Genomic DNA, 12,821 nt, shown 5'->3' with positions numbered 1-12,821 from the left:
GTCAGCCGCGCGGCTGCGCGGGCGGGTGGTGCTTGCCTCGGTGCACCTCGTACAGGCGCACGTGGCCGGGCCAGGCCGGATCGTTCTCGATCGGCAGGTCGTCCATGAAGTGACGGATCACGTGGGCCAGCTGCCCCGGATGGCTGAAGTTGATCGCGTGGGCGGCGCCCTCGAGCATCACGACGAGCACATGGCTGTCGGTCTGACTGGCGATCTCGTCGACGCGGTGCGCGTGCGGAAGGAGCGGATCGCGCTGGCCCAGCACGACCAGCGTGGGGATGCGCATCTCGAGCAGCCGCTGCAGTGACGGGTACTGCGTGAGCGAGCGGAACATCTTCATCGTGCTCGGCACGCCGAAGCGCACGTAGTCGGGCACGGCGACCCGCGCCATCTTCACCGGCTCGCGCGGAGCATCCTGCGAGAGCTGCTTGATCGCCCGACGCAGCGGCTGGTTGAACAGTCCGCCCGCCGGCGAGACCAGCACCGCGCGGTCGATGCGCTCGGGGTAGCGGTGCGCGAACTCGATGATGACGGGGCAGCCCATCGAGTTGCCGACGAGCGTCGCCTTTTCGACGCCGCGGTCGTCGAAGAAGTCGACCGCGGCACGCGCGAGATCGGGGATGTCGAGCATGTCCTTGCGCTTGCCGCTGCGGCCGAATCCGGGAAGGTCGGGGACATAGGTGTGGAACTCGTCGGCGAGCCGCTCGGCCGTCGGCAGCAGGTAGCGGCCGGAGAGTCCGAAGCCGTGCACGTGCGCCATGACGCGCTCGTCCTTGGTCGGATTCGGCGACTCCCGGTAGAAGACGTCGACGCCGTCGATGCGGGTCCACCTCTCGGCGAGTTGCGACGCAGGGCGCCGCGGGAGCTTGCGCTCACCCGGCTCGGGAATCGGCTTACGGCTGCTCATCGCGGCTCCTGGAGGGCATGGAACAGTTCCACACCCAGTGTGCCGCGAGAGGGCGACCCGGGAACAGTAGGGCGCGCAGGGGATTCGTGCGGCGCAGATGGGAAAAGCCCGTCCGTCGACGGCCTGGGGCCGACCGCGGAAGGGCTTCTGGAGGGGATGACGGGAATCGAACCCGCACCATCAGTTTGGAAGACTGAGGCTCTACCATTGAGCTACATCCCCGTGCGCCCGCGGACGGGCACCGGTCAATCGTATTACATCGCGACGGCCTTCCCGTTCCGACCCGCTGTCCAGACGCGCGGCCGAGCGAAGGGGCCGGTCATGGAACGCACGGGGAGACAGGTCGTCGAGGCGCTCGTCGCCACACTCAATGCGGGCGATGTCGCGGGCATGGACGATGTGTTCCACGACGATGCCGTCATCGAGTGGCCGCAGTCGGGCGAGCGCATCGTGGGCGCAGACAACCGGCGCGCCATCTACGGCGCATTTCCGCAGCTTCCTGCGATCTCGCCGCGCCGCCTCACCGGTGCCGGGGACCTGTGGGTGCTGGAGGCTGATCTGGACTACGGTGACGGCGATCCCTACCAGACGGTGTTCGTCTTCGAGCTGCGCGACGGACTCATCTCGAAAGAGACCGCGTATTGGACGAAGCCGTTCCCGGCCCCCGACTGGCGCGCGGGTTGGGTCGAGCAGATGTAGGCGCGCAGGAACGTCGCGGGCGCGTCGGCTAGACTTCTCGGGGCCGAAAGGCGCACGCACGCGTGCGAACCCGCCCGGGGCGTAGCTCAGCTTGGTAGAGCGCCCGCTTTGGGAGCGGGAGGCCGCAGGTTCAAATCCTGTCGCCCCGACATCACGGCCCTCGGAATTTTCGAACCCAGACCTTCAACCGCACGCTGCCGCGTGCGGCCGGAAAGAGGAGAAGTACAGGCATGGTGAACAGCACCGTCGAGAAGCTCAGCCCCACCCGGGTCAAGCTGCACATCACGGTCAGCCCCGACGAGCTCAAGCCGTCGATCAAGCACGCGTACGAGCACATCGCGCAGGACGTGCAGATCCCCGGCTTCCGCAAGGGCAAGGTGCCCGCGCCGATCATCGATCAGCGCATCGGTCGTGTCGCGGTGCTCGAGCACGCGGTCAGCGAGGGTCTCGACACCTTCTACCGCGAGGCCGCCGCAGCCCACGAGCTGCGCGTGCTCGGCCGTCCGTCCGCCGACGTCACCACGTGGCCGAACGAGAAGGACTTCTCGGGCGACCTCGAGGTCACCGTCGAGGTCGACGTGCGTCCCGAGTTCGACCTGCCGTCCTTCGAGGGCACGACCGTCGAGGTCGACGCGATCGAGGTCGACGAGGCCGCGATCGACGAGGAGCTCGACCGCCTGCGCGCCCGCTTCGGCACGCTCGTGACCGTCGACCGTCCCGCCGCCACCGGCGACTTCGTCGAGCTGGACCTCGTCGCCGCGATCGACGGCAACGAGATCGACCGCGCCGAGGGTGTCTCCTACGAGGTCGGCTCGGGCGAGCTGCTCGAGGGCATCGACGAGGCCATCGACTCGCTCACCGCCGGTGAGGACACCACCTTCCGCTCGAAGCTCGTCGGCGGCGACCACGCCGGCGACGAGGCCGAGGTCTCGGTGACCGTCAAGGCCGTCAAGGAGCGCGAGCTGCCCGAGGCCGACGACGACTTCGCCCAGATCGCGAGCGAGTTCGACACGATCGCCGAGCTGCGCGACAGCCTCAAGGAGCGCGTCGGCCAGCAGGGCGCCTTCACGCAGGGCTCCGCCGCTCGCGACAAGCTGATCGAGACGCTGCTCGAGCAGGTCGAGATCCCCGTCCCGCCGCAGCTCATCGAGGACGAGGTGCACAACCACCTCGAGGGCGAGGGCCGTCTCGAGGACGACGTCCACCGTGCCGAGGTCGCCGAGGCGAGCGAGAAGCAGTTCAAGACGCAGATGCTGCTCGACAAGATCGCCGAGACGGTCGACGTGCAGGTCTCGCAGGACGAGCTCACGCAGTACCTCGTGCAGTCGGCCGCCCAGTACGGCATGGCACCGCAGGACTTCGTGAACGCGCTGCAGGAGGGCAACCAGCTCCCCGCCATCGTCGGCGAGGTCGCCCGCAACAAGGCTCTCGCCGTCGCGCTCGGCAAGGTCAAGGTCGTCGACACGAACGGCAAGCCCGTCGACCTCAGCGGCTTCGTCGCCACCGAGGACGAGGAAGAGGTCGTCGAGGAGGCGGAGGAGATTGCGGATGCCGCAGCCGACGCCGACGCCGTGATTGAGGCCGAAGAGGCCGAGGCCGCCGAGAAGCCCGCCAAGAAGGCCCCCGCGCGCAAGCCCGCCGCGAAGAAGGCTGCCGCGGAGGACGCCGAGGCCGCGGAGAAGGCTCCCGCCAAGAAGCCGGCCGCCAAGAAGGCCCCGGCCAAGAAGGCCGCCGACGCCGAGTGAGACGCGTTTCGGTCGGCTGACCGATTGACAGAAGAGGACGGATGCCGCCGCATCCGTCCTCTTCTGTCTTCTGCGCGCTCTGCCCAGGGCGAACACGGGCGGGTCGTTCGCGAGGCGCCGGTAGATTCGATGGCGACCCAAGGAAACAGGAGTACACATGGCCGAACCACTTGTCGCGACCAGCGTCTTCGACCGGCTGTTGAAGGACCGCATCATCTGGCTGGGGTCGGAGGTGCGTGATGACAACGCCAACGAGATCTGCGCGAAGATCCTGCTTCTCGCCGCAGAGGACTCCGAGAAGGACATCTACCTCTACATCAACTCGCCCGGTGGCTCGATCACGGCGGGCATGGCGATCTACGACACGATGCAGTTCGTGCCCAACGACATCGTAACGGTCGGCATCGGCATGGCCGCCTCGATGGGCCAGCTCCTGCTCACGGCGGGAACGAAGGGCAAGCGCTACATCACGCCGAACGCCCGCGTCCTGCTCCACCAGCCGCACGGCGGCTTCGGCGGCACCGCGAGCGACATCCAGACGCAGGCGCAGCTCATCCTCGACATGAAGAAGCGCCTCGCCGAGATCACCGCCAAGCAGACCGGCAAGTCGGTCGAGCAGATCAACGCCGACGGTGACCGCGACCGCTGGTTCGGCGCCGAGGAAGCCCTGGAGTACGGCTTCGTCGACCACATCCGCGAATCTGCGAGCGACGTCATCGGCGGCGGCGGCACCGCCGGCTCCTCGAACTGAACGACCCGAAGGCGAAAGAGAGAGAACTCGCAATGCTGACCCCCACCTTCGGCGGAGCGCCGATGGCGCCCCAGGGCCTCCAGATGCCCGGCAGCCGCTACATCCTGCCGCAGTTCGAGGAGCGCACCGCCTACGGCTACAAGCGCCAGGACCCGTACAACAAGCTGTTCGAGGACCGCGTCATCTTCCTGGGCGTCCAGGTCGACGATGCCTCGGCAGATGACGTCATGGCCCAGCTGCTCGTGCTCGAGTCCCAGGACCCCGACCGCGACATCATCATGTACATCAACTCGCCCGGTGGCTCGTTCACGGCGATGACCGCGATCTACGACACGATGCAGTACGTGTCGCCGCAGATCCAGACGGTCGTGCTGGGCCAGGCGGCGTCCGCTGCGGCCGTGCTGCTCGCGGCCGGCGCACCCGGCAAGCGCCTGGCGCTGCCGAACGCCCGCATCCTCATCCACCAGCCCGCCGTCGGCGAGGCCGGCCACGGTCAGGCGTCGGACATCGAGATCCAGGCGGCCGAGATCCTGCGCATGCGGACCTGGCTCGAGGAGACGCTCGCGAAGCACTCGAACAAGACGCAGGCCGAGGTCAACAAGGACATCGATCGCGACAAGATCCTCTCCGCGGAGGAGGCGGTCACCTACGGTCTCGTCGATCAGGTGCTGACCACGCGCAAGCGCGGCCAGCAGGCCCTGACGAAGTAGTCGCTCCACGCGGAGCTCAGTGCCCCGCCGCCTGGATGACCGGGCGGCGGGGCACTCGCGTGTGCGGCAGGGGTTCTCTCTCCGCGAACCGCGGGTCGTCCACAACGTGCGTCGCAATGCCGCCGCATGTCGGCGTCAGCTATTAGGCTCGGAGAACAGCTGGGGGCTCGCCCCCGACGTACGAGGAGGAGCGGCATGGCACGCATCGGTGAGAGCGCCGACTTGTTCAAGTGCTCCTTCTGCGGCAAGAGCCAGAAGCAGGTCCAGCAGCTGATCGCCGGCCCCGGCGTCTACATCTGCGACGAATGCGTCGAGCTGTGCAACGAGATCATCGAAGAGCGCATGGCCGAGTCGTCGTCCGGCGTCGTCGCCGATTTCGACCTGCCGAAGCCTCGCGAGATCTTCGCCTTCCTCGAGGAGTACGTCGTCGGCCAGACCGACGCGAAGCGTGCGCTGTCGGTCGCCGTGTACAACCACTACAAGCGCGTCCGCGCCCACGGAACGATCCAGTCCGCAGAGCAGCGCGCCGACGAGATCGAGCTCGCGAAGAGCAACATCCTCCTGCTCGGCCCGACGGGCTGCGGCAAGACCTACCTCGCACAGACGCTCGCAAAGCGCCTCAACGTGCCGTTCGCCGTCGCCGACGCCACCGCGCTGACGGAGGCCGGCTACGTCGGCGAGGACGTCGAGAACATCCTCCTCAAGCTGCTGCAGGCCGCAGACTTCGACACGAAGCGCGCCGAGACCGGCATCATCTATATCGACGAGGTCGACAAGATCGCCCGCAAGGCGGAGAACCCCTCGATCACGCGGGACGTGTCGGGAGAGGGCGTGCAGCAGGCGCTCCTGAAGATCCTCGAGGGCACCGTCGCCTCGGTCCCGCCCCAGGGCGGCCGCAAGCACCCGCACCAGGAGTTCATCCAGATCGACACGACGAACGTGCTGTTCATCGTGGCCGGCGCGTTCGCCGGGCTGGAAGACATCATCTCCTCTCGCGTCGGGAAACACGGCGTCGGCTTCGGCGCCTCGCTGCACCGCAAGGACGAAGACCTGAACCTGTTCGGCGACGTGCAGCCGGAAGACCTGCACAAGTTCGGCTTGATCCCCGAGTTCATCGGGCGGCTCCCCGTCATCGCCTCGGTCTCGCCGCTGGACCGCGACGCGCTCATGGAGATCCTCACCGAGCCGAAGAACGCGCTCGTGAAGCAGTACCACCGCATGTTCGAACTCGACGGGGTGACCCTCGAGTTCGATCGCGAGGCACTCGAGGCGATCGCCGACCTCGCGGTGGCGCGCAAGACCGGTGCGCGCGGCCTGCGTGCGATCCTCGAGGACGTCCTCGGCCCGATCATGTTCGAGATCCCGTCGACCGACGACGTCGACAAGGTCATCGTGACCCGTGCCTCCGTCGACGAGGGCGCTCCGCCGACTCTTGTGCTGCGGGAGAAGCGCAAGAGCGCCTGACCGGATTCCACGACCGCGGGAGTCCCACGCATGGGCGATGTCGTACCGGACCTCGAGGGCTTCTGCGGCGTCATCAGCGCGCGTCGTGGTGACGACGTGCTGGGGGAGTGGGCTGTCGGGCTCGCCGACCGCACGGCGGGTGCGCCGAACACCCCCGCGACGCGATTCGGGCTCGCGAGCGGAACGAAGACCTTCACCGCGGTCGCCACGCTCTCGCTCATCGGCGACGGTCTGCTGCGGCAGGACAGCCCCGCGCGTGAGATCCTCCAGGACGACCTGCCGCTCATCGCCGACGACGTCACGATCGACCACCTGCTGAGCCATACGTCGGGAATCGGGGACTATCTCGACGAGGAGGTGGATGCGCTGGCGCCCCTCAGCGTGCCGGTGCAGAGCCTGGACTCCACACCCGCCTATCTGCCGATGCTCGAGGGCTTTCCGACGAAGTTCCGCGCGGGCGAACGGTTCTCATACTGCAACGGCGGCTATGTCGTGCTCGCGATCATCGCCGAGCGCGTCTCGGGCACCCCGTTCGCCGACCTCGTGCGGGCACGTGTGTTCGAGCCCGCCGGCATGACATCAACAGGCTTTCCCCGCTCCGATCTGCTCCCGCCGGGCACCGCGACCGGCTATAAGGATGACGGCCGCACCAACGTGTTCGAACTGCCGGTCGTCGGGTCCGGCGACGGGGGAGCGCACTCCACTGTGGGCGATCTCCACCGGTTCTGGCCGGCGCTCCTGGCAGGGCGCATCATCGCTCCCTCGCTTGTGGCGCTGCTCACCGAGCGGGTGACCGCCGACGCGGGCGACGACCTCGGCTACGGCCGCGGCGTGTGGCTCGATGGCGAGGATCTCGTCATCTCAGGCGGTGACCACGGCGTAGTGGCGGTGAGCCGGCACCATCCGCCGACGGCGACCACCGTCACCGGCCTCGCGAACGTCGAGGTGCCGACCTTCGTGCGCGTCCGCGAGCTGATGGGCGCGATCCGGGCAGGCGGTGTCGGAAGGGCCGGGTAGCTTTCGGCCCATGCCGACCGTTCGCCCCTTCTCGATCCACGTGCCCGACGCCGCACTCGCCGATCTGCAGGACCGCCTCGAGCGCTTCCGGCCTCTTCCTGAATCGCCGCGGCGACCGCCCTCGGGCATGAACGCCGGCTATCTCGCCACCCTCGTCGCGGCGTGGCGCGACTGGGACTGGCGGGCGCGCGAGGCGTGGCTGAACGCGCATGCGCAGTTCCTCGCCGACGTCGGCGACACGACGATCCATTTCGCGCATCTGCGCTCCGCGCGTGACGACGCGCCCGCGCTCCTGGTGATGCACGGCTGGCCGCACACGTTCGCGCTGCAGCTCGACTTCGCGGATCTGCTGCCGGACTTCCACGTCGTGGTGCCGAGCTTCCCCGGCTTCGCGTACTCGTCCGCCTACGCCGAAGGCCCGATGACCGAGACCCGGCTCGCCGCGACGATGCATGTCCTCATGACCGACGTGCTCGGCTATCGGACCTACCTGACCTACGGCGAGGATGTGTCGGCTAACGTCAACGACCTGATCGCGGGATCGTACCCGGAGGCGGTGTCGGGTGTCGTCGTCACCCACTCGCACTTCCCCGCCATGGCCGAGCGCGAGCTGCTCACCGCCCCTGACGAGGTCGCCTTCTTCACGCGCCTCGAGCAATGGGGTGGCACCAACGGCGCCTACGGGCACGTGCAGGCGACCCGGCCCGATACGCTCGCGGCCGCCCTCAACGACTCACCGGCGGGTCTGCTCGCCTGGCTGACCGAGAAGCTCGTGGAGTGGAGCGACACTCCACAAGCGGACCCGCGCGCGGTCGAGCGACGGATCTCTCGCGACCGCATCCTGACCGAGGCGATGATCTACTGGACGACCCAGAGCATCGGCACATCGTTCCGGCCGTATTACGAGGGCGCCGACCAGCCCGACGAGATGCCGCCCGTCGGGGTTCCGGCATCCGTACACATCCAGCGCCACGAAGGCGACTATCCCGAATCGCTGGCGCGACGCTTCTACCGCGACCTGCGCGCATTCGAGCGGCTCGACGAGGGCGGGCACTTCGCGATCGCCGAGGTGCCCGCCGTGATGGCCGAGCGGGTGCGCGAGTTCGCCCGCGGACTCGACCTGCTGTGAGCGTCGGCTACCCTGCCAGTCCGCGGCGTTCGAGCAGCGGCTGGATCTCGGCGTCGCGGCCTCGGAAGTCGCGGTAGGCCTCGAGCGGGTCCTTCGAACCGCCCACCCCCAGCAGCCGGCCGCGGAAGCGATCGCCGTTCTCGCGACGGAGGCCGCCGTTCTCGCGGAACCATTCCACTGTGTCGGCGTCGAGCACCTCGCTCCAGATGTACGAGTAGTAGCCGGCGCTGTAACCGCCCGAGAAGACGTGGGCGAAGTACGTCGACGAGTAGCGGGTCGGCACGACCGCGTTGTCGAGCCCGATGTCGGCGAGTGCGGCCGCCTCGAAGTCCGCGACGTCGATGTCCGCCGCGGCGCCATCGACCGACAGCGAGTGCCACGCCTGGTCGAGCCATGCCGCCGCGAGGTACTCGCTCGTCGCGAAGCCCTGGTTGAACGCCTCCGACGCATGCAGCTTCTCGACGATCTCGGCGGGCAGCGGCTCGTCGGTGTCGATGTGGCGGGCATACGAGGCGAGGATCTCGGGCCAGTAGATCCACATCTCGTTGACCTGGCTCGGGAACTCGACGAAGTCGCGGTAGACGTTGGTGCCGGCGAAGTGCGGGTACGTCACGGTCGCGAACAGTCCGTGCAGGGCGTGTCCGAACTCGTGGAACAGCGTGGTCACCTCGTCGAGGCTGAGCAGCGTGGGCCGCCCTTCGGCGGGCTTCGGCACGTTCAGGTTGTTGACCACGATCGGCTGCGTGCCGCGCAGCCGCGACTGCAGCACGATCGAGTTCATCCATGCGCCGCCGCGCTTGGTGTCACGCGTGTACAGATCGAGGATGTACAGCCCGAGCGTCGATCCGTCGGCGTTGTGGATCTCGAACACGCGGGTGTCGGGGTGATAGCCGGCGAGGTCTGGGCGCTCGGCGAACGTGATGCCGTACAGATCGGTGGCGGCCCGGAAGACGCCGTCCTGGAGCACCCGCTCCGCCTCGAACCACGGCCGCAGCGCGGCGCGGTCGAGGTCGTACTCGGCCGCGCGCACCTTCTCGGTGTAGAACGCCCAGTCCTGCGCCTCCAGCGGGAACGGCTCCGGCTCGGCGTCGACGATGGCCTGCAGCTTGGCCTGCTCGCGCCGGGCGTTGCGTGCGGCGGGTGCGGCGAGCTGGCGCAGGAGGTCGTGGACCGCCGCGGGGGAGCCGGCGGTCTCGTCCGACGTGATGTACGACGCGTGAGAGTCGTAGCCGAGCAGGGCCGCCCGCTCGGCGCGGAGGCGGACGATCTCGAGCAGGGTGGCACGGTTGTCGTGCTCGTTGCCGCGCGAGCCCCGGGAGCGTGATGCCGCGAGCAGGCGCGCACGGGATCCGCGGTCCGTCAGGCTCGACAGGTAAGGATGCCCCGTGAAGAGCGTCAGGGTCACGACCCACTTCCCATCGAGTCCGCGGTCCGCGGCGGCCTGCGCCGCTGCCGACAGCTCGCCCTCCGAGAGCCCGTCGAGTTCGGACGCGTCGTCGAACACGATCGCGAGGTCGTTGGTGTCGGCAAGGAGGTTCTTCTCGAACTGTGTCGTCAGGGTCGAAAGCCGCTGATTCAGCTCCGTGAGACGCTGCTTCGCCGTGTCGTCCAGTCCCGCGCCGGCGTGCGCCATCTCGGTGTGGTGGCGCTCCACGAGGTACCGCTGCTCGGGCGACAGATCGAGCTCATCGAGCTGTTCGTGGATCGTCCTGATGCGCCAGAACAGGTCCGAGTCGAGCTGGATCGAGTCCTGGTGCGCCGACATGAGGGGCGCGAGCTGTTCCTCGATCTCCTGGATCTCGGGCGTCGCGTCGGCCGAAGACACGGTGTAGAACGTGCGGGCGACGTCACCCAGAAGACGTCCGCTCTCTTCCAGCGGCACCAGTGTGTTCTCGAACGTCGGCATCGAGCGCACGCGCGTGATCGCCGCCACCTCGCGGGTGTGATCCGCGAACGCCTGCTCGAACGCCGGCAGGTAGTGCTCAGGGCGGATGACCGCGTACCGGGGCAGTCCATACGGCAGCGTGCTGGGAGACAGGAGCGGGTTCTCGTTCGGCATGGCGTCCAGCCTAGTCACGCGGACCGGCTATGCCGCGACTCTTTTGCAAAGATCCACTTGCAAACGATTCATTGCAAAGAAGTACTTGCAAAGAACTCTTTGCATCGCTAATCTGAGGTCATGGCAGAGAACGAGACACCCGAGACTGCGGATGCCGCCGCCCGCACCGAGGAGCGACACAACCAGGATCGCGTCCTCGACTCCGGGGCGCTCCGCGCTCTGGCGCACCCGTTGCGCGTGAAGATCTACGACATCCTCAGCCAGTACGGCCCGCAGACGGCGAGCTCTCTGGCGGAGCGGCTGGGGGAGTCCAGCGGGTCGACGAGCTATCACCTCCGCGCGCTCGCCAAGCAAGACCTCATCCGGGAGGCCGAAGACCGCGGCACCGGCCGCGAGCGGTGGTGGGAGCGTCCCGTCGGTGGCGTGTCGTTCGCCAACCCGGATGCGATGGCGACGCCCGCCGGTCGTGCGGCGACGCAGGTCGTGATGAACGAGTTCCTGCGCAACCGCAACGACCAGCTGCTCGACTTCGTCAACCGCGGGATCGGCGGTGAGGACCAGATGTGGCAGGACGGCACGCTGATCTCCACCGCGACCGCGCGTCTCACCCCCGAGCAGAGCAAAGACCTCGCGCTCAAGATCATGGCGCTCATCGACGAGACCGTCGACAACTACCGCAATCAGACAGGCGAGAACGTCCGCCCCGTCACCATCCGGGCCGACCTGTTCCCGCTCCCGCAAATAGGAGGACAGTCATGACCGCCATCACGGCAGACGAACTCGCGGCACGTGGGTTCCGGGCATCCGCCACCCGATTCGACCGCGCGCTGCTGCGCGCAGCATCCGCTCTCGACGCGTATGTCGTCGCACGCGTCGAGAAGCGAGACGACGCCGAAGAGCGTCGCGCACTGACCGCACAGGCCGCCGCGATCGGGGCTCGACGTGAAGCCGAGGCCCACGCCGCGATGGGGCTGCTGCCGCGATGAGCGACAGCGTCGACACGGCAGAGCGGACCGGATCGTCGGCCGGGCGGGCACGCGGGGTCCCGCTCGGCCGCGATTTCGGAAAGCTGTGGACCGCAGCCGCGTTCAGCAACCTCGCGGACGGCCTCGGTCGCGTGGCGGTCCCGCTCATCGCCACCACCCTGACCCGAGACCCGCTCGCCATTTCGGCGATCACCGCGCTCGCGTTCCTCCCGTGGCTCGTCTTCGGCCTGCCCGCCGGCATGCTCGTCGACCGGTTCGACCGCCGCTGGATCATGGCCATCGCCAACGGCATCCGTGGACTCGCTGCGGTCGGGCTCGCTGTGCTCACCGTCTCGGGGGCGCTCGACATCTGGTGGCTGTTCGCCGGCGTGCTCGTCTTCGGTCTCGGCGAGACGCTGTTCGACAACGCGACGAACGCGATCATGCCGGCGGTCGTCAAGCGGCCGGCACTGGATCGCGCGAACGGCTGGATGCAGGCCGCGCAGATCACGATCGACAGCTTCATCTCATCGCCGATCGGCGGCGTGCTGTTCGCGATCTCCCTCGCGCTGCCGCTGTGGGTGGGCGCTGCGGGCTACCTCATCCCGATCGTGCTCGCGGTGATGCTTCCGCTCTCAGCCGCTCGTCCGCTGCGCGATGCGCGCGCCACGTCCGTGCGGGCTGAGGCGGCGGTCGCAGCCGGCGACCCGCTGGCGGCCTCCGAAGAGGCTGCGGAGACGGATGCTGCTGCCCCTGTTTCTTCGAACGTCTCGGCTCGCGACGCATTCGTGTACCTCTGGAACCACCGGTTCCTGCGCTCGATGGTGATCTTCACCTCGATCGTCGGTTCGGCCTTCGCGTTCGCCCAGGCACCCGTGTACCTGTACTTCCTCGACGTGCAGCACGTGCCTGCGGCCGCAATCGGCGTCGTCACCGCCGGGATCGGGCTCGGGGGACTCGCGGGGTCGCTGGTGGCTTCGTCGCTCGTCGCGAAGTTCGGCCGCGGCCCGGTGATGCTCGGCGCCAACGTCGTCGCGGCCATCAGCCTCGCTGCGGTGTGGGCGGCGCCCGAGGCGATCACGGGAACCATCGCGTACGGCCTCATGGCCGCAGCCGTCTCCGTGTGGAACGTGCCGTGGGGGGCGCTGCGCCAGACGATCGTGCCGGGTCACATCTTCGGTCGCGTGCTGGGAATCACCCGCACCTTCACGTGGGGCATCTTCCCGTTCGCGACGCTTCTGGGCGGTTGGGTCGCCCGCATCGATCTGCGGCTGCCGTTCCTCATCGCCGCGGGAGTGACTCTCGTCGCGACCCTGTTCGCCGTCCGGCTGCTCCTCTCGGCGTCGCATCACGACGCACCGGAGGAATGAGCCGC

The 12,821-nt window shown here is 68.3% G+C and carries 12 protein-coding genes and 2 tRNA genes; 11 read left to right on the top strand and 3 right to left on the bottom strand.

What is annotated here, in order from left to right; translation table 11 throughout:
- Position 1: 1 nt before the first annotated feature.
- Together ASF40_RS07005 and ASF40_RS07000 are read right to left on the bottom strand one after the other, a co-directional pair.
- Positions 2 to 907, bottom strand: coding sequence for an alpha/beta fold hydrolase (locus ASF40_RS07005; RefSeq protein WP_056367459.1), 906 nt, complete (start codon positions 905 to 907; stop codon positions 2 to 4).
- A 148-nt stretch (positions 908 to 1,055) separates the two neighbouring features.
- Positions 1,056 to 1,129 (bottom strand) — tRNA-Gly (locus tag ASF40_RS07000).
- A gap of 99 nt (positions 1,130 to 1,228) precedes the next feature.
- On the opposite strand from ASF40_RS07000, the gene ASF40_RS06995 reads away from it, so the two are divergent.
- The 8 genes from ASF40_RS06995 (at position 1,229) to ASF40_RS06960 (ending at position 8,422) form a co-directional block, all read left to right on the top strand.
- Positions 1,229 to 1,606: a nuclear transport factor 2 family protein gene (locus ASF40_RS06995; RefSeq protein ID WP_056368297.1), complete on the top strand. Its 378-nt coding sequence runs from the start codon at positions 1,229 to 1,231 to the stop codon at positions 1,604 to 1,606.
- Between the two features lie 75 nt (positions 1,607 to 1,681).
- A tRNA-Pro gene (locus tag ASF40_RS06990) sits at positions 1,682 to 1,755 on the top strand.
- Positions 1,756 to 1,836: 81 nt separating this feature from the next.
- Positions 1,837 to 3,351 (top strand): trigger factor, encoded by a 1,515-nt coding sequence (gene tig / locus ASF40_RS06985; RefSeq protein ID WP_056367458.1) that lies wholly within the window; start codon positions 1,837 to 1,839, stop codon positions 3,349 to 3,351.
- Between the two features lie 157 nt (positions 3,352 to 3,508).
- Positions 3,509 to 4,102: an ATP-dependent Clp protease proteolytic subunit gene (locus ASF40_RS06980; RefSeq protein WP_045302773.1), complete on the top strand. Its 594-nt coding sequence runs from the start codon at positions 3,509 to 3,511 to the stop codon at positions 4,100 to 4,102.
- A gap of 32 nt (positions 4,103 to 4,134) precedes the next feature.
- On the top strand, positions 4,135 to 4,812 hold the full coding sequence (locus ASF40_RS06975; RefSeq protein ID WP_056367457.1) for an ATP-dependent Clp protease proteolytic subunit: 678 nt from the start codon (positions 4,135 to 4,137) through the stop codon (positions 4,810 to 4,812).
- A gap of 195 nt (positions 4,813 to 5,007) precedes the next feature.
- Positions 5,008 to 6,276 carry an ATP-dependent Clp protease ATP-binding subunit ClpX gene (gene clpX, locus ASF40_RS06970; protein ID WP_056367456.1) on the top strand — a complete coding sequence of 423 codons (1,269 nt, stop codon included), beginning with the start codon at positions 5,008 to 5,010 and terminating at the stop codon, positions 6,274 to 6,276.
- Between the two features lie 30 nt (positions 6,277 to 6,306).
- Entirely contained in the window at positions 6,307 to 7,293 is a 987-nt protein-coding gene (locus ASF40_RS06965) for a serine hydrolase domain-containing protein (RefSeq protein WP_056367455.1), read from the top strand.
- 10 nt (positions 7,294 to 7,303) lie between these two features.
- Complete coding sequence (locus ASF40_RS06960) at positions 7,304 to 8,422, top strand: epoxide hydrolase family protein (protein WP_056367454.1); 1,119 nt, start codon at positions 7,304 to 7,306, stop codon at positions 8,420 to 8,422.
- A gap of 7 nt (positions 8,423 to 8,429) precedes the next feature.
- Here the strand turns inward: ASF40_RS06960 and ASF40_RS06955 are convergent, their stop codons facing one another.
- Positions 8,430 to 10,481, bottom strand: coding sequence for a M3 family metallopeptidase (locus ASF40_RS06955; RefSeq protein ID WP_056367453.1), 2,052 nt, complete (start codon positions 10,479 to 10,481; stop codon positions 8,430 to 8,432).
- A gap of 120 nt (positions 10,482 to 10,601) precedes the next feature.
- On the opposite strand from ASF40_RS06955, the gene ASF40_RS06950 reads away from it, so the two are divergent.
- Genes ASF40_RS06950 through ASF40_RS06940 form a run of 3 tightly spaced genes read left to right on the top strand, consistent with a single transcriptional unit; the run spans position 10,602 to position 12,816 of the window.
- Positions 10,602 to 11,240 carry an ArsR/SmtB family transcription factor gene (locus ASF40_RS06950; RefSeq protein ID WP_082496912.1) on the top strand — a complete coding sequence of 213 codons (639 nt, stop codon included), beginning with the start codon at positions 10,602 to 10,604 and terminating at the stop codon, positions 11,238 to 11,240.
- The gene (locus ASF40_RS06945) at positions 11,237 to 11,467 is read left to right on the top strand and encodes a hypothetical protein (RefSeq protein WP_056367452.1); all 231 of its coding nucleotides are present in this window, start codon (positions 11,237 to 11,239) and stop codon (positions 11,465 to 11,467) included. Before ASF40_RS06950 ends, ASF40_RS06945 begins: the two co-directional genes overlap by 4 nt.
- Positions 11,464 to 12,816: an MFS transporter gene (locus ASF40_RS06940; RefSeq protein ID WP_056367451.1), complete on the top strand. Its 1,353-nt coding sequence runs from the start codon at positions 11,464 to 11,466 to the stop codon at positions 12,814 to 12,816. The genes ASF40_RS06945 and ASF40_RS06940 overlap by 4 nt, the downstream gene beginning before the upstream one ends.
- The last annotated feature ends 5 nt before the right edge of the window (positions 12,817 to 12,821 follow it).

The organism is Microbacterium sp. Leaf288 (genome assembly GCF_001422925.1).
Lineage (GTDB): Bacteria > Actinomycetota > Actinomycetes > Actinomycetales > Microbacteriaceae > Microbacterium.
Note: the sequence above shows the minus strand (reverse complement) of the source record. Positions and strands in the feature narration are given on the sequence as shown.

Excerpts from the sequence above, each read along its gene's own strand:
- ASF40_RS07005 (WP_056367459.1), bottom strand. The coding sequence starts at position 907 with ATGAGCAGCCGTAAGCCGATTCCCGAGCCGGGTGAGCGCAAGCTCCCG.
- ASF40_RS06995 (WP_056368297.1), top strand. The coding sequence starts at position 1,229 with ATGGAACGCACGGGGAGACAGGTCGTCGAGGCGCTCGTCGCCACACTC.
- tig (WP_056367458.1), top strand. The coding sequence starts at position 1,837 with ATGGTGAACAGCACCGTCGAGAAGCTCAGCCCCACCCGGGTCAAGCTG.
- ASF40_RS06980 (WP_045302773.1), top strand. The coding sequence starts at position 3,509 with ATGGCCGAACCACTTGTCGCGACCAGCGTCTTCGACCGGCTGTTGAAG.
- ASF40_RS06975 (WP_056367457.1), top strand. The coding sequence starts at position 4,135 with ATGCTGACCCCCACCTTCGGCGGAGCGCCGATGGCGCCCCAGGGCCTC.
- clpX (WP_056367456.1), top strand. The coding sequence starts at position 5,008 with ATGGCACGCATCGGTGAGAGCGCCGACTTGTTCAAGTGCTCCTTCTGC.
- ASF40_RS06965 (WP_056367455.1), top strand. The coding sequence starts at position 6,307 with ATGGGCGATGTCGTACCGGACCTCGAGGGCTTCTGCGGCGTCATCAGC.
- ASF40_RS06960 (WP_056367454.1), top strand. The coding sequence starts at position 7,304 with ATGCCGACCGTTCGCCCCTTCTCGATCCACGTGCCCGACGCCGCACTC.
- ASF40_RS06955 (WP_056367453.1), bottom strand. The coding sequence starts at position 10,481 with ATGCCGAACGAGAACCCGCTCCTGTCTCCCAGCACGCTGCCGTATGGA.
- ASF40_RS06950 (WP_082496912.1), top strand. The coding sequence starts at position 10,602 with ATGGCAGAGAACGAGACACCCGAGACTGCGGATGCCGCCGCCCGCACC.
- ASF40_RS06945 (WP_056367452.1), top strand. The coding sequence starts at position 11,237 with ATGACCGCCATCACGGCAGACGAACTCGCGGCACGTGGGTTCCGGGCA.
- ASF40_RS06940 (WP_056367451.1), top strand. The coding sequence starts at position 11,464 with ATGAGCGACAGCGTCGACACGGCAGAGCGGACCGGATCGTCGGCCGGG.